Raw genomic sequence first — 14,130 nt, forward strand, 5'->3', positions numbered from 1 at the left:
TTGAGGAATAAAATTTTGTATCTTTAAGTATCAATTATTAAATTATGAAAGCCCATCTGTTATCAAATAAATCGGTAAAGCAGATAGAAATCGTCAAAGTTAAGGACAACAGCAGTTTCCAATATACGGATGATGTTTCTGTTGAGGAACCTTTAGAAATAAGGGTGGTCTATCATTTAGCAGATAAAAAAGAATCGAGGAATATATCTGTAACAATGAGAACACCTGGTAATGATGCAGAGCTGGCTGCTGGCTTTTTATTTACGGAAGGGATTATCTTTGACCGTAAACAAATTGAAAGCATATACGCTCCTCAGGCAGAATGTGCCAGGAACAGCGAAAATATTATCATTGTTGAACTTGCAGAAGGTTTTATTCCTGACCTTATGCATGCTGACAGGAACTTTTATACTACTTCCAGCTGTGGGGTTTGTGGAAAAGGATCCATAGAATCTATAAGAACAGTGAGTTCTTTTCATAGCCAGACAAAAGAAAATATAGAGGTTTCTCTGGAAACCTTGTATCAATTATCTGAAAAGCTACAGTCTTTCCAGAATAATTTTAGTACTACAGGCGGTATACATGCCTCCGGTATCTTTGACCGGGAAGGTAACCTTCTGGCGTTGCGTGAAGATGTGGGAAGACATAATGCTTTGGATAAACTCATCGGTCATGCATTATCAGCAGGGCTTCTGCCGCTTCATGATAAAATTTTGGTGTTGAGTGGAAGAGCCAGTTTTGAGCTTATTCAGAAAGCGGCAATGGCCGGTATTTCCATTGTTGCAGCAATAGGAGCTCCTTCCAGCCTTGCGGTAGATCTGGCAAAAGAATTTGATATCACTTTATTAGGCTTTCTCCGGGACAACCGGTTTAATATTTACCATTCCGGCAGCCATTTTAAAATTGAAAATGTATTATGAAAATAAGAATTAAAGATAACTCGTTGAGATTTCGTCTTACCCAATCCGAAGTGGCAAAATTGGGAGAAGACGGAATGATCTCCAGCTTTACGGAATTTGTGGACCGTCCGTTTATTTACTCTATCGAAAGAACAGAAGATGTGGATCTCTCGGCGGCTTTCATTGAAAACAGGATTGTTCTGAAAATGCCGGCAACAATGATTACGGAATGGATTTCCACGGATAGAGTCGGTTTTGAAGGGCAGACCGGAAAAATCAAACTCTTGATAGAAAAAGATTTTGTATGTATTGATAATACAGTGGAAGACCAAAGTGACAATTATCCCAACCCGAACATAAAATGCTAATTTTTCATCTTTTTAAATGTAGAAATCATGGAAAACAAAGATATATTCAATAAAAAAGAGGACAGCAGATTGCCATCTGCAGAACCACCTTATAAACTGCTGGATCTGAAGCTGAAACCGCCAAAAGCATGGGCAGCAGGAGTTCCTGCAGTTGTTCATTCATTGGATCAGTTGGTGCTGAATGCCTCTGTTCTTCGTGGAGGGAGAGCTCTTTTCAGTATGAATCAGTTTGATGGTTTCGATTGTCCAAGCTGTGCGTGGCCAGACCCGGATGACGAACGTTCCAGATTGGGTGAATATTGTGAAAACGGGGCAAAAGCCTTAGCAGAAGAAGCGACTTCAAAAAAGATCGGGGCTGACTTTTTCAAAGAAAACTCGGTATATGATTTGGCAAAGATGACAGATTTTGAAATCAGCCAGTTGGGAAGAATAGCGGAGCCTATGTATCTGCCTAAAGGAGGAACGCATTATCAGCCAATCAGCTGGGATAATGCTTTTAAGAAAATCTCTGAAAAACTAAACGCTCTGGACTCACCCGACGAAGCCATATTTTACACATCCGGAAGAACAAGTAATGAAGCAACATGGGTTTACCAGTTGTTTGCCAGAGAATTCGGAACCAATAATTTTCCGGACTGTTCTAATATGTGCCATGAAACTTCCGGTTATGCTCTATCAAGAAGTATAGGTATTGGAAAAGGAACCGTAAAGTTGGAAGACTTCTACGACACGGATCTTATCATAATCATAGGGCAGAATCCCGGGACCAATTCACCAAGAATGCTCTCCGCCCTAACTAAAGGAAAGAAAAACGGAGCAAAAATTATGGCTGTCAATCCGCTTCCCGAAGCCGGATTAAAAGGATTCAAAAATCCTCAGGATGTTCGGGCTCTGCTCAATAAACCATATGAATTGTCAGATCTGTATCTTCCTGTTAGGATTAATGGAGATATGGCGCTTTTAAAAGCACTGCAAATTCTTGTGCTGGAAGAAGAAGCTAAAAATCCGGGAAAAGTTCTTGAGCAGGATTTTATAGCGAACAAAACCGCCGGATTTAATGAATTGGTTGAGGAATTAAAAAAATATGATCTCAACTTTTTATCGGAAGAATGTGGTATTCCGGTTGAGAGCTTGAGAGAAGCTGCACAAATGATTGCCTCAAAAAAAGGAGTATCATTTGTTGGGGAATGGGAATTACACAGCAGCATAATGGTGTGGAAATGATTTACAATATTGTGAATCTCCTATTGATGAAAGGAAGTATAGGAATTCAGGGTGGAGGTGCGTGTCCGGTTAGAGGGCATAGCAATGTTCAGGGTAACAGGACGTTACTTATTAACCATCATCCAACAAAGGAACAATTGGATAGGCTGCAGGAATATTACGGCTTTGAAGTACCAAGAAAAGGTGGATATGATGTTGTAAATGCACTCAAAGCGATGCATGAAGGTAAAGTGAAATTTATGTTCTGCATGGGAGGTAATTTTCTTTCTGCTGCACCAGATACCACTTTTACAGCAGAAGCGATGCGCAGTCTTGAAATGTCTGTGATTGTTTCAGTAAAATTAAATAGAAACCACCTTATCCATGGGAAGGAAGCCTTGATCTTACCGGTCATCTCCAGAAGTGAAAAAGATATGATCAATGGGGAACTTCAGCATGTAAGCACAGAAAATTCAATGGGTGTCGTGGAATGGTCAAGAGGGGTTCTCGATCCTATTTCAAAAAACCTGATCAATGAAACCCATGTTGCCTGCAGAATGGCGAAAGCGGTGTTAGGGGAACGCTCAGTTGTGGATTGGGATAAGTTTATTAACAGCTATGATGCCGTTCGTCACGATATTGAGCAATGTATTCCCGGATTTGAAAATTATAACAAAAGGGTAGTACAAAAAGGAGGCTTCTATCTTCCGAACGGACCAAGAGATGGTGTTTTCAACAGTGAATTTTACCCAGGGAAAGCGGCTTTCAATATTACCGCTGTACCGGATAATTCGCTTGCAGATGACGAATATCTGATGGGAACAACCAGAACACATGATCAGTTCAATACGGTTGTTTATGGTTTAAATGACCGTTACCGCGGGATCTTCAATGAAAGGAGGGTTGTGATGATGAATGAAAAAGATATTGAAAAGGCAGGCCTCAAAGAAGGTGATCATGTAGATCTTTTCAACTATGATGATGGTATCGAAAGGATCGCACCGCTTTTTATTGTCGTAAAATATCCTATTCCACAAAAAAGCACCATGACCTATTTCCCGGAAACCAATGTTTTGGTGTCCATCAATAATGTAGTTAACGGAGCCAATATGCCGGCTTCCAAATATGTCCGCATTAAAATCCGGAAACATGATCCCGATATTTTTAAAAAGATTGATGACCATGTGATTGCTGCAGCCGGAACAAGTGTGGAGTAATGTTTAAAATACTTTATTGTTTAAACAGATTATAATCATGAGAAGACTGTTTTTTGTTTTCATATTTTCTTTTTGTGGATTGCTATCGGCTCAGACGGCATTTCAATTAAAAGTTTCAGGTGAAGTTGCCCATCCTTTGGATTTAAGCTTATCCGATCTTTCAAAAATGCCCCGAAAAGATGCTGTACTGAGGGATAAAGACGGAAGCTCCCATACCTTTACAGGAGTCCCTGTCATGGAAGTTTTGGAAAGGGCAGGGATTCCGTCCGGAAAAGCACTTCATGGAGCCGAAAACCTTTCAAAATATGTACTGATAAAATGTTCGGATGGTTATCAGGTTTTATTTTCACTGGCAGAGCTGGACGCTTCCATTCAGGATAAAAATGTCATTATTGCAGATACTGTAGATGGGAAACCTTTGTCAAAGGAAAAAGGTCCCCTCAGGATTATTGCGGAAGGGGAAAAGAAGCCGGCAAGAAGTTCTTATCAGGTTAGAGAAATTTTTATTAGTTCAATAAAAAATTAATTGTAAATGGACTCATCGAAACTTAAAAATCGTTGGCTGATTGCTGCTTCTGCAGTCGGTATTCATATTTCTATAGGCTCTGTGTATGCCTATTCTGTAATGACAAATCCTGTGGGGGAGATTTTTAAGATAGATGAAGGAACCATAAAGTGGGCATTTAAAATTGCCATTCTATTACTTGGTTTATCCGCAGCGTTTATGGGCACCTGGGTAGAAAAAGTAGGGCCTAAAAAAAGTGGAACTGTTGCGGGAATTTTTTACGGAGTGGGAATCTTAGGTTCCGGGCTGGCCGTACAACTTGTATCCCTGCCCTTATTTTTGATCAGCTATGGATTCATAGGGGGTATAGGATTAGGAATTGGATACATAACACCGGTAAGCACCCTGGTAAAATGGTTTCCGGACAGACGTGGCCTGGCAACAGGAATGGCGATAATGGGATTTGGTTTTTCAGCTTTGATATTTGGTCCCCTGATGCAAATTTTATTTGAAAAAGTAGGTGTTTCTAATGCTTTTTATATTTTGGGAAGTATTTATCTGGTTGTGATTCTTTTGTCTTCAAGTTACATAGAAAAACCGCCGGAAGGTTATTTGCCAAAAGGGTTTAATCCTTCCGAAAGTAAGACCGCAACAAATGATATAGCCTATATAGATGCAAAAACTGCATTGAAGACAAAACGATTCTATTATATCTGGATCATTATGTTTATTAACATTACCTGTGGTATTGCAATTATTGCGGCAGCGAGTCCGATGACTCAGGAGAAACTTCATTATACCGCTTTGCAGGCAGCTGCAGTTGTGGGTTTAATTGGCGTATTCAACGGGATTGGAAGATTGCTTTGGTCTGGTTTATCAGATTACCTGGGAAGGGCTAATACCTATATTTTATTTTTTGTATTTCAGATTTTAGCTTATTATTTCTTACCTCAAATTTCCATAGAAATTTTATTTCTTGCTATTCTCTTTACCGTTATCACAATGTACGGTGGAGGTTTCGCTACACTTCCTGCATTTCTGGGAGACTTATTTGGTACAAAACAATTAGGTGCAATACATGGATTTGTGCTTACAGCCTGGGCATTAGCAGGGGTAGCCGGTCCCTCGATATATGATTATGTTAAAAAACAGACAGGATCCCTAACGACTACCTTAGAGGTTTTTTCAGGAATGTTCGTGATCGCACTTATTGTTTCGGTTCTGATGAAAATGAATATTAATCAATTGAAAAAAGAAAGACAAAAATAATGATCATAAGAAAAAAAGAACATTGGTTCAGAATGCTTTTTGTGTGGCACGGCTCTGTTTTGCCTGCATTGCTTCCCCGGTTGGGATTGCTTTTAATTCTTTCTTTATTGGTCACTTATTTTCATGGAATCATTTTCTCTTTTAAAGTTCCGTTAAATCCTGCACCACTTACCTTGTTCGGTTTCGTACTGGCTTTATTCCTGGGATTCAGGAACAATGCCAGCTATGATAGGTTCTGGGAAGGAAGAAAGCTGTGGGGCGCTCTGCTGAATACTTCCAGGGCACTGACCCGCCAGGCCATCACGCTGAAAAATATAAAGGAAGATCAGGATTCAGTTCACAATTTTGTGCAGTTGCTGGGTGCATTTGTTTTTGCACTGAAACATCAGCTGAGAGGAACGGACGCTTATGAAGATTTAAAATCCAGGCTTAACGAAGATCAGCTGAAACTTGTTGCCGCATCAAAATATAAACCGGCTGTTATTATGCGCCTTCTTGCAGAATGGGTTCAGAAGCTAAAAGACGAAGGGGGAATGGATTCTATCCAGCAGGCGCGTTTTGATGAAAACTTTGATAAGCTTTCTGATATCTTAGGAGGTTGTGAAAGAATAATTTCTACCCCTATTCCATACAGCTACAGGGTTTTACTGCACCGGACTGTATATATATACTGTTTTCTGTTGCCTTTCGGACTTGTAGATTCTCTCGGATGGTTTACCCCTCTTATTGTTGTATTTGTTGCGTATACATTTGTTGCATTTGAAGCGATAGCGGATGAAATCGAGGAGCCGTTCGGAACAGATGCGAATGATTTAGCTCTTAACAGCATGTGTATCATGATTGACGAGACCATTCATGAGATGGTGGGAGAACATATTGCTGTTTCCAGAAAGAATACCCAGAATATTATTGATTGATCCCTTTTCAAAAGACAGGTATGGAAGCTTCAGAAAAGAAATTGATTTATACAGTTGGACATTCTGTTCATTCATTAGAATACTTTATTGAAATACTTAATTCGTTTAAGATTGAGATGCTGGTTGATATCCGGCGGTTTCCGGGATCAAAAAGATATCCATGGTTTAATAGAGAAAATTTGGAAATACACCTACGCGAAAATAGTATAGGATATGCTCATCTTGAAGAATTGGGAGGAAGGAGAAAGGTACAGCCGGATTCAATAAACAGTCGGTGGCGGAATGAATCTTTCCGTGGGTACGCCGATTATATGCAAACCGGAAAATTTGTAGCGGCTATAGAAAAACTTGAAGATATTGCTAGGGAAAAAATTACGGCTTTTATGTGTTCGGAAGCGGTATGGTGGAGCTGCCACAGGGCTATGGTGTCAGATTATCTTAAAGCAAAGGGCTGGAAAGTCGAGCATATAGTGAATGTCGGCAAAACAGAAGAACATCCTTACACTTCACCGGCAAGAATAAGTGATGGCAAAGTTTTTTATTCCGACGAAAGTTTATTTGATTAGTTTTTGTTTTATCGGTGTATTTTGTGAATACCGTCTTTTAAAGAAAACACTTCCTTCTCAGGAAAAAGATTTTTAATTTTCCTCACTGCTTCTGCGCTGCGTTTTCCGGATAGGCAATAAGCTAAAATAGGCCGGGTAAGCCCGGAAATATATTCTGAATGATGTTGTAGCTCATGTACAGCTATATTGACTCCTCCAATATTAAACTCTTTATGCTCTTCTAGGGTACGGACATCTATGATTTCAAAGTGATCTTTATCCTGCATCAACTGTTCAAATGTGATGATCTCAACTGTCTGAGATAAGCTTGTAATGGGTACGGCAAGTTTTCTTAATTTAATAATTTGGGTTTTGCCGTTCAGCACATTCATCATCCAGAGTTTTCCTGCCAATAAATCTTCAGGATTTGTAAAATATTTTATAGCTTCATTTGCCTGCATGCATCCCACAATTCCTGCCAGTGTAGGAAGTACACCTCCTTCTCTGCAGTTGGGAACCTGTGATTCTTCTGCATTAGGAAAAACATCGCGGTAATTGGGTGAGTATGTACCGTCTTTCTGCATAACATTCCATATGCTTACCTGGCCTTCATATTGGTAAATAGCACCATAAACCAAAGGTTTTCCGGTTAATACACAAGCGTCGTTCAGCAAGCATTTTGTTTCAAAATTATCTGTTCCTTCAATAATCAGATCAAAATCAGAAATTAAATCCATGACATTTTCGGAAGTTACCCGAAAATTAAAAGGAGTGATTTTCACTGATGGATTTTGTTGCTGTAATTTTTTGGTGGCAATGTCAACTTTTGATTTCCCGATATCATCCGGAGTATACAAAATCTGGCGGTGCAGGTTGCTTTCAGAAACAATATCGTCATCTGCAAGACCAATCGTTCCTATACCAGAAGCAGCAAGATACTGTGCTGAAGGACATCCAAGTCCTCCCATGCCCACGATGAGAACTTTAGCATTTTTAAGGAGTTCCTGAGAAGCTGTCCCAAATCCGGGTAAAGCCATCTGGCAATGATAACGTTCAAGAGAGGTATTCATATCAGCCTTTAGTTAAATTTATTTTCTTAAAATCTCCTGTGCTTTTGCCTTGTCTTCAGGAGTATTTACATTCATTAAAGAATCCGGGTTATCTGGTTTCAGGATTAACGTATCACTGTTAATAAGAACTTTTCTTGGACAGGTATTTCCTGATCCTAAAAAATTCAGAAGCAGAGGATAGCTTTTAGGTTCCCAGATCGTAATTAATGGTTCGGGTAGTCCGTCAAAAGGGCTTTCGTAGGTTGTTGCCGCTTTTTCAGGGTTTCTGGATTGTATCAGAAATTCTAATGCATTTTTATCCAGCAAAGGAAGATCGCAGGCTACTACCAGCCATGCTTTTTCTCTCTGGGAGCGCAATGCCGAAAGTATTCCTCCAAAAGGGCCCATGTCCAGAAAAGTATCGGTAAGGGCGTTGTAATCACTATTAAAATTTTCCAGCTGGTCCTGTCTGCAGGAAATAAAGACTTCCTCACAAAATGGAGCTAAAAGATCAGCCGCATAATACCTCTGCTCTTTGCCATGCCAGTTGATTTTATCTTTAGGATTTCCCATTCGCCGGCTTTTTCCTCCTGCCAGTACCAGCCCGTTGAGTCTGGGGAAATCAGTCTCTTTTGAAATCATTTTTTCCTCCTGTTTTTTCGATGAGTTGTATTTCTTTGATCGTAATATCATGGCTCATTGCTTTGCACATGTCATAGATGGTAAGTGCTGCCACAGATGCCCCTGTCAGGGCTTCCATTTCGATGCCGGTCTTAGCTTCAATCTCAGCAGTACAGTAGATTTCAATTTCATTCTGAGAATTGATTTCAATATCTATTTCACAATTATCCATACCAATAGGATGGCACAGCGGGATAAGGTCACCTGTTTTTTTTGCGGCCATTATCCCTGCAATGATGGCAGTTTGAAACACAGAACCTTTTTTAGTTTTAAAGTCATCCTTTTGAAGCGCTTCCAGAATATTTTCAGGAATTACCACAATAGCTTTGGCGGTTGCTTTCCTGTGGGTAACTTTTTTATCACCCACATTCACCATACCTGGTTGTTCCTTTTCGTTAAGATGTGAAAAATTTGTCATGAGTACAATTAAAAATTATATTTCCAGATGGTATAGACTTCGCCTTTCTTAAATTCATTTTTTTCCAGAGGAAGTTCTATAAATGCATGGGTCTCTGCAAGATGGGAGAAATCTCCGGAACCATTGGTATTCACTGATTCTGCAATTACTTGTCCCGATCGATTCACACTGAGTTTTATCTGGGCAAAATATTGCAATGGAAAAGGAAAGTCTATATCATTTTGTAAAACGGCATACCGTACTGTTTCCGGGATTTCTAAAGATTTTTCCAGCCAGGGAATAAAATACCGATGTAGGCACATAAATACGGAAACCGGATTTCCCGGGAATGCAAAAATTAATTTTTCGTTCCGGCTTTTTCCAAACCAGAATGGTTTTCCTGGTCTTTGCTTTATTTTGTGAAAAAGTTTTTCGATTCCCAGTTCTTCACAAGCCTTGGGCAGATAATCGAATTTTCCCATAGAAACTCCGCCACTCATTAGTAAAATATCGTAACGGTCAATACATTGGGAAAGTTCCTTTTTTATGAGTTCAAGATCATCATTCCAATGCAGCCAGTCAGCACTGATCCTATATTTTTCCAAAACAGATTGTATGGTAATTCCATTGGAACGTCTCAGCTGAAATGGAGTAGGGGTTATGTCAGGTGACACCATTTCGTCTCCTGTGGAAATAATAGCCACCCTCGGAAGCTTTTTCACTTTCAGAAATGTCTTTCCGACGGACGCGGCAATCCCGAGAATAGACGGTGTTATAACCTGATTGGCTTTTACCAGTATTTCTCCCACTTTTTTATCCCTTCCTTTCAGGTGGATATTCTGCCCTTTTTTTACATCAATATTGATGTTTGCCACATTGTTTTTGATCAGGATATCTTCATAACGAATCACGGTGTCCATTGAAGAATGCAATGCAGCACCGGTCATAATTTCGACGCAGTTATTTTCTTCGTCAATAAAAACCGGAGCTTCACCTGCTGCCTGTACAGCTTTGATGGTAAAGTTGCGCACTCCTTTTTCATAGGATTTGAAACTGATTGCAATTCCATCCACCGTAGGTCTGTCAAAAGGTGGTAAATCACGATCTGCCAAAATATCCTCTGCTAAAATTCTTCCCAAGGCATTTTCATAGGAAATATCTTCTGTTCCGAAATCTCTTATCTGCGAAGAGATAATGTTTTCTGCCTGCTGTACACTGATCATTTCCATAATTATCCTCCTATAGTTGCCATTGACTGATGTATTTGTGATGCGGTCAGACTCAGTTTTTGAGCTTCCCAACCGTCCTTTGGTTTTTGGTGTATGCTGCTGATAATTATATTTTTCAGCTCTTCATCTGTTTTTCCCATACGGATTTCATCCTTCAGATTAATACCGCCCCCTTCATACAAACAGGTTCTCAGAATACCGGAAGGGGTGATTCTTATCCTGTTGCAGTCTCCGCAAAATGAACGGGTATAAGCTGCAATAATCCCTATACCTCCTTCAAAACCAGGAATCTTATAATTATATGATGTTGAACTTTTAGGATCAACTGTCTTTTGGATGTCAGGAAAATGATCTTTTATATAGCTATGAATTTTTGTAAAGTTCCAATTCAGGGAAACATCTGTTTCGCTGCCATTAAAAGGCATCTCTTCAATAAAGCGCACCTCTACCGGAAGACCTTTTGTAAGCAGAACCAACGGAATAATATCTTCGGTATTTTGTCCTTCCATTACCACGGTATTGATTTTTACTTTTATATCATGCTGTAGTAAACTATCTAAAGTTTTCATGACCTTATCAAAACTATTTCTCCGGGTAATTTTAAAAAAACGGTCCCTATCCAGTGTATCAAGACTTAGATTGACAGATTTTATTCCGTATTGTTTAAGCTGCGGAATATATGGCTCGGTCAGAAGGCCATTAGTGGTTATACTGAGATCAGTAAGTCCGTTTAATTGTGATATATTTTTGATGAGGTCAATAGAGTTTTTTCTGACAAATGGTTCTCCTCCCGTTATTCTGATTTTATCTACTCCCATGGCTGTAAATACCGAACAGATCCTCAGCATTTCTTCATCGGTCATTAATTCATTCTGCTTAATCCAGGTAAGACCTTTTTCCGGCATGCAATACGTGCACCGGAGATTACACCGGTCTACAATAGCAAGCCTTAGATAGTTGATATTCCTTCCAAATTTATCTGTCAACATTTTAAATAAAATAAGTCTTATTACAAATATACTGAATGTTTGCCTTCTGGAAGGGAAATTCTATAATTGCAGATAATAGACCATATTTATTTCACAATTCCGGATATAGACTCTTCTTCATATCTATTTTAAGTAACTTTATCCGTCATTAAAATAGAAAATGCCACACGATAATTTTAAAACAGTAAAAGATCAGATTAAAGATGTGTATGTTGTGTATCAGGATACAATAAGTTCTTCCGAACTTAATCGTTTTCCCGATCATTCTTTTACAATTATACTTTTAGATGACTGTGAAAAAGGGAATTGTGTTACCGACATAGATACCTATATTTTAAATTCCCGGCAATTATTTGTTCACCTTCCCAATAGAAAATACATATGGGATCTGCCTTCAAATGCAAGTGGCAGAAGATTGATCATTAATGACTCTATTCTTGAAACATTTTCTCCGACATTAAAACATACTTTTTCCCCTCACAGTACCTATGAAATGATCCAGTCAAACGAGGAAGCTTATGAAAAGTTCAGTATGGAATTTGATGCCATCCGTAAAGAGATACATTCGGAAATGGTGTTTCCTGAACTTATTAATGCAAGGGTGAGGCTTTTGGCTCTGATGATCAATCTTTGGATAGAGCAGATGTATGGAAAATCTGCATTGAGTGATCATAATAACCCTGCTTTCCGGTTCCATGAACTGGTCGAAACCTATTACAAAACACAAAAAGTGTAGCTTTTTATGCTGAAAAGCTATGTATTACGCCCAATTATCTAGGTGTTCTATGCAGAAAACAGTATAAAATATCTCCATTGGAATTTATAAAGCAAAGAATAGTATTGGAAGCAAAGAAATTATTACATAGTTCAAATAAATCAATTAAAGAAATAGCTTTTGAGCTTGGGTTTAATAATTTCTCTCATTTTTCATATTTTTTCAGAACACAGACAGGCTGGACTCCGAAGAATTATAGAATAACAATGGATAAGAGTTAAGTTTAATAATCTATTTAATTAAATAAAACGGCATCTTTAAAGGATGCCGTTTGCTATTTTATTATCTGCGAATGGTTACTCCTCCGTCTACGGACAGGTACGAACCCGAAATATAAGACGCTTCTTTTGAGGCCAGGAAAACAATAGCATTGGCTATTTCTTCAGCTTCCCCGATTCGTTTCATCGGAACCGCTGCTGCGATAGCATTTTTAATATCCTCAGGTGTTTGATGATTCATCGGGGTATCAGTTAATCCCGGAGCTACGGTATTGACTCGGATTTTTCTGTCTGCCAATTCTGTTGCTGCTGTACGGGCAATAGCATCAACGGCACTTTTTGTTGCAGCATAAGCTCCCATTTGTGCATATCCACTGACTGAAACTCCGGAAGAGATCAGGATTATGGAAGCTCCTTCTGCTAAATGCGGAATTAGTTTTTGCAAAGTAAAGAATAAGCCTTTTACATTGATGTTGAACAAATCATCAAAAACTTCTTCAGTCGTTCCTTCAATGGAGTGTTGTTTCGCTATACCTGCGTTCAGCACAAGTACATCAATTTTATTTCCGCTTTCCGCAACTTCTTTTGCCAACGTTTCAATGTCTGGTATTTTCGAAATATCCGACGCGAGGGTTTTCAAATTTTGGCTATTAATTTTTAGTGATGCTGCATTCAGGCTATCACTATTTCTTCCTGTTATTAAAACGTTTGCTCCTTTTGTGATAAATGTTTGGGCAGTTGCCAATCCAATTCCTGCGCTTCCGCCGGTGATTATTATATTTTTATTTTTAAAATCCATTTTTTAAATTTTGAATGATTGAAAAATTAATTTTAAGTCTAAGACTTTTTTGTGTTTGAAATCGATTTCTTTAACGATGCAAAGTTATAATGAATAAATTTATTTTAGTAACTTTGTAACTAAAAGTAACAGTAACTTTTGAGTAACAAAGTAACTTATGACGGAAATTGAATGCTCTGATAACGAGACAAACAGAAAACAAATCATGGCTGTTCACGATGCAATGGACGTATTGAACGGCAAGTGGAAAATTTCAATAATATCATCGGTTTGTTATTACAACAAACGGCGTTTTTCTGATATTTTGAATGACGTAAAGGGTATTTCCAATAAAATGCTCAGTAAAGAGCTGAAAGAACTGGAAATGAACCAGCTTGTAAAAAGAATAGTTAAGGATACTCAACCCGTGACGGTGCAATATCAGCTGACAGAATATGGTTTAACGCTGAAAAAAATTATTGATACTTTGGCTGATTGGGGAATCGAACATCGAAAAGTAATTGTTGGGAAGAAATGATAATAAAGAAACGATATTAAGAGCTTTTATTTTATTTCCTGCGGAATTTTGGCGGCGGAAGCGTTATGATAATTCCTTCAGATTGGACTGTTTCAATGGAACAAAACAACGAATTAAGTAAACGCGAAAGGATTCGAACCTTTGATCGTCCCGATTAAAAACTGGGATGCTCTATCCAGTATGATGTATTAATTGAAGTTATAGAATACAAAAAAACTCACAATACAAATTGTGAGTTTTAAAGTGAGCGCGAAAGGATTCGAACCTTTGACCGTCTGCTTAGAAGGCAGATGCTCTATCCAGCTGAGCTACGCACCCATAAAAAGTTGATTCCCGCTTAGTTTTACAAGCGCATTAAAATAAAGTCGGGGCGGCAGGATTCGAACCTGCGACCTCCTGGTCCCAAACCAGGCGCGATGACCGGACTACGCTACGCCCCGAGTATATTGTAAGAAAAAGAAAAGCGGAGGGTAAGGGATTCGAACCCTTGCGACACTTTCGCGTCGACAGTTTAGCAAACTGCTCCGTTAACCACTCCGGCAACCCTCCTTTT

Annotated in this window: 17 protein-coding genes and 3 tRNA genes; 11 read left to right on the forward strand and 9 right to left on the reverse strand. The window is 38.9% G+C overall.

Translation table 11 applies throughout. The features are described 5' to 3' along the window. The first annotated feature begins 44 nt into the window (after positions 1–44). From fdhD to MTQ00_RS21140, 8 genes are read left to right on the forward strand one after another with little or no spacing between them, the layout of a single operon-like run. Positions 45–920: a formate dehydrogenase accessory sulfurtransferase FdhD gene (gene fdhD, locus MTQ00_RS21105; protein ID WP_273650896.1), complete on the forward strand. Its 876-nt coding sequence runs from the start codon at positions 45–47 to the stop codon at positions 918–920. Beyond that, positions 917–1,267 (forward strand): DUF7009 family protein, encoded by a 351-nt coding sequence (locus MTQ00_RS21110; protein WP_273650897.1) that lies wholly within the window; start codon positions 917–919, stop codon positions 1,265–1,267. The genes fdhD and MTQ00_RS21110 overlap by 4 nt, the downstream gene beginning before the upstream one ends. 27 nt (positions 1,268–1,294) lie before the next feature. Further along, the gene (locus tag MTQ00_RS21115) at positions 1,295–2,491 is read left to right on the forward strand and encodes a molybdopterin-dependent oxidoreductase (RefSeq protein ID WP_273650898.1); all 1,197 of its coding nucleotides are present in this window, start codon (positions 1,295–1,297) and stop codon (positions 2,489–2,491) included. Beyond that, a complete protein-coding gene (locus MTQ00_RS21120) occupies positions 2,455–3,687 on the forward strand; it encodes a molybdopterin dinucleotide binding domain-containing protein (RefSeq protein WP_273650899.1) in 1,233 nt (410 codons plus the stop codon). The genes MTQ00_RS21115 and MTQ00_RS21120 overlap by 37 nt, the downstream gene beginning before the upstream one ends. A 37-nt stretch (positions 3,688–3,724) precedes the next feature. Beyond that, a complete protein-coding gene (locus MTQ00_RS21125; protein WP_273650900.1) occupies positions 3,725–4,213 on the forward strand; it encodes a molybdopterin-dependent oxidoreductase in 489 nt (162 codons plus the stop codon). Between the two features lie 6 nt (positions 4,214–4,219). Continuing rightward, positions 4,220–5,461 (forward strand): L-lactate MFS transporter, encoded by a 1,242-nt coding sequence (locus MTQ00_RS21130; protein WP_273650901.1) that lies wholly within the window; start codon positions 4,220–4,222, stop codon positions 5,459–5,461. Further along, complete coding sequence (locus MTQ00_RS21135; RefSeq protein ID WP_172276544.1) at positions 5,461–6,378, forward strand: bestrophin family protein; 918 nt, start codon at positions 5,461–5,463, stop codon at positions 6,376–6,378. The genes MTQ00_RS21130 and MTQ00_RS21135 overlap by 1 nt, the downstream gene beginning before the upstream one ends. Before the next feature lie 20 nt (positions 6,379–6,398). Next, entirely contained in the window at positions 6,399–6,944 is a 546-nt protein-coding gene (locus MTQ00_RS21140) for a DUF488 domain-containing protein (RefSeq protein WP_172276547.1), read from the forward strand. Between the two features lie 8 nt (positions 6,945–6,952). On the opposite strand, the gene MTQ00_RS21145 is transcribed toward MTQ00_RS21140, so the two are convergent. Genes MTQ00_RS21145 through moaA form a run of 5 tightly spaced genes read right to left on the reverse strand, consistent with a single transcriptional unit; the run spans position 6,953 to position 11,268 of the window. Beyond that, positions 6,953–7,993, reverse strand: coding sequence for a HesA/MoeB/ThiF family protein (locus MTQ00_RS21145; RefSeq protein ID WP_172276550.1), 1,041 nt, complete (start codon positions 7,991–7,993; stop codon positions 6,953–6,955). Between the two features lie 18 nt (positions 7,994–8,011). Beyond that, positions 8,012–8,614: an NTP transferase domain-containing protein gene (locus tag MTQ00_RS21150; protein ID WP_172276553.1), complete on the reverse strand. Its 603-nt coding sequence runs from the start codon at positions 8,612–8,614 to the stop codon at positions 8,012–8,014. Then, positions 8,595–9,071: a cyclic pyranopterin monophosphate synthase MoaC gene (gene moaC / locus MTQ00_RS21155; protein WP_273650902.1), complete on the reverse strand. Its 477-nt coding sequence runs from the start codon at positions 9,069–9,071 to the stop codon at positions 8,595–8,597. The genes MTQ00_RS21150 and moaC overlap by 20 nt, the downstream gene beginning before the upstream one ends. A gap of 8 nt (positions 9,072–9,079) precedes the next feature. Then, positions 9,080–10,279: a molybdopterin molybdotransferase MoeA gene (locus MTQ00_RS21160; protein WP_273650903.1), complete on the reverse strand. Its 1,200-nt coding sequence runs from the start codon at positions 10,277–10,279 to the stop codon at positions 9,080–9,082. Positions 10,280–10,281: 2 nt separating this feature from the next. Further along, positions 10,282–11,268 carry a GTP 3',8-cyclase MoaA gene (gene moaA / locus MTQ00_RS21165; RefSeq protein ID WP_273650904.1) on the reverse strand — a complete coding sequence of 329 codons (987 nt, stop codon included), beginning with the start codon at positions 11,266–11,268 and terminating at the stop codon, positions 10,282–10,284. A gap of 160 nt (positions 11,269–11,428) precedes the next feature. On the opposite strand from moaA, the gene MTQ00_RS21170 reads away from it, so the two are divergent. Together MTQ00_RS21170 and MTQ00_RS21175 are read left to right on the forward strand one after the other, a co-directional pair. After that, positions 11,429–12,004: a hypothetical protein gene (locus MTQ00_RS21170; RefSeq protein WP_273650905.1), complete on the forward strand. Its 576-nt coding sequence runs from the start codon at positions 11,429–11,431 to the stop codon at positions 12,002–12,004. A 23-nt stretch (positions 12,005–12,027) separates the two neighbouring features. After that, positions 12,028–12,264, forward strand: coding sequence for a helix-turn-helix domain-containing protein (locus MTQ00_RS21175; RefSeq protein WP_273651085.1), 237 nt, complete (start codon positions 12,028–12,030; stop codon positions 12,262–12,264). Positions 12,265–12,325: 61 nt separating this feature from the next. Here MTQ00_RS21175 and MTQ00_RS21180 read toward each other — a convergent pair whose 3' ends face one another. Continuing rightward, positions 12,326–13,060, reverse strand: a complete 735-nt coding sequence (locus tag MTQ00_RS21180) for an SDR family NAD(P)-dependent oxidoreductase (protein WP_273650906.1) — start codon at positions 13,058–13,060, stop codon at positions 12,326–12,328. Between the two features lie 157 nt (positions 13,061–13,217). On the opposite strand from MTQ00_RS21180, the gene MTQ00_RS21185 reads away from it, so the two are divergent. Continuing rightward, positions 13,218–13,577 (forward strand): winged helix-turn-helix transcriptional regulator, encoded by a 360-nt coding sequence (locus MTQ00_RS21185; RefSeq protein ID WP_273650907.1) that lies wholly within the window; start codon positions 13,218–13,220, stop codon positions 13,575–13,577. Between the two features lie 244 nt (positions 13,578–13,821). Here MTQ00_RS21185 and MTQ00_RS21190 read toward each other — a convergent pair. The 3 genes from MTQ00_RS21190 to MTQ00_RS21200 form a co-directional block, all read right to left on the reverse strand. Beyond that, positions 13,822–13,895: transfer RNA gene (locus MTQ00_RS21190), tRNA-Arg, on the reverse strand. Between the two features lie 47 nt (positions 13,896–13,942). After that, positions 13,943–14,017: transfer RNA gene (locus MTQ00_RS21195), tRNA-Pro, on the reverse strand. Between the two features lie 24 nt (positions 14,018–14,041). Then, positions 14,042–14,126 (reverse strand) — tRNA-Ser (locus tag MTQ00_RS21200). Positions 14,127–14,130: the final 4 nt, after the last annotated feature.

The sequence above is a fragment of the Chryseobacterium sp. B21-037 genome (assembly GCF_028570785.1).
Lineage (GTDB): Bacteria > Bacteroidota > Bacteroidia > Flavobacteriales > Weeksellaceae > Chryseobacterium > Chryseobacterium proteolyticum.

Bases quoted from the DNA above. Each gene is read 5' to 3' on its own strand.
- fdhD (WP_273650896.1), top strand. From the start codon at position 45: ATGAAAGCCCATCTGTTATCAAATAAATCGGTAAAGCAGATAGAAATC.
- MTQ00_RS21110 (WP_273650897.1), top strand. From the start codon at position 917: ATGAAAATAAGAATTAAAGATAACTCGTTGAGATTTCGTCTTACCCAA.
- MTQ00_RS21115 (WP_273650898.1), top strand. From the start codon at position 1,295: ATGGAAAACAAAGATATATTCAATAAAAAAGAGGACAGCAGATTGCCA.
- MTQ00_RS21120 (WP_273650899.1), top strand. From the start codon at position 2,455: ATGGGAATTACACAGCAGCATAATGGTGTGGAAATGATTTACAATATT.
- MTQ00_RS21125 (WP_273650900.1), top strand. From the start codon at position 3,725: ATGAGAAGACTGTTTTTTGTTTTCATATTTTCTTTTTGTGGATTGCTA.
- MTQ00_RS21130 (WP_273650901.1), top strand. From the start codon at position 4,220: ATGGACTCATCGAAACTTAAAAATCGTTGGCTGATTGCTGCTTCTGCA.
- MTQ00_RS21135 (WP_172276544.1), top strand. From the start codon at position 5,461: ATGATCATAAGAAAAAAAGAACATTGGTTCAGAATGCTTTTTGTGTGG.
- MTQ00_RS21140 (WP_172276547.1), top strand. From the start codon at position 6,399: ATGGAAGCTTCAGAAAAGAAATTGATTTATACAGTTGGACATTCTGTT.
- MTQ00_RS21145 (WP_172276550.1), bottom strand. From the start codon at position 7,993: ATGAATACCTCTCTTGAACGTTATCATTGCCAGATGGCTTTACCCGGA.
- MTQ00_RS21150 (WP_172276553.1), bottom strand. From the start codon at position 8,614: ATGATTTCAAAAGAGACTGATTTCCCCAGACTCAACGGGCTGGTACTG.
- moaC (WP_273650902.1), bottom strand. From the start codon at position 9,071: ATGACAAATTTTTCACATCTTAACGAAAAGGAACAACCAGGTATGGTG.
- MTQ00_RS21160 (WP_273650903.1), bottom strand. From the start codon at position 10,279: ATGGAAATGATCAGTGTACAGCAGGCAGAAAACATTATCTCTTCGCAG.
- moaA (WP_273650904.1), bottom strand. From the start codon at position 11,268: ATGTTGACAGATAAATTTGGAAGGAATATCAACTATCTAAGGCTTGCT.
- MTQ00_RS21170 (WP_273650905.1), top strand. From the start codon at position 11,429: ATGCCACACGATAATTTTAAAACAGTAAAAGATCAGATTAAAGATGTG.
- MTQ00_RS21180 (WP_273650906.1), bottom strand. From the start codon at position 13,060: ATGGATTTTAAAAATAAAAATATAATAATCACCGGCGGAAGCGCAGGA.
- MTQ00_RS21185 (WP_273650907.1), top strand. From the start codon at position 13,218: ATGACGGAAATTGAATGCTCTGATAACGAGACAAACAGAAAACAAATC.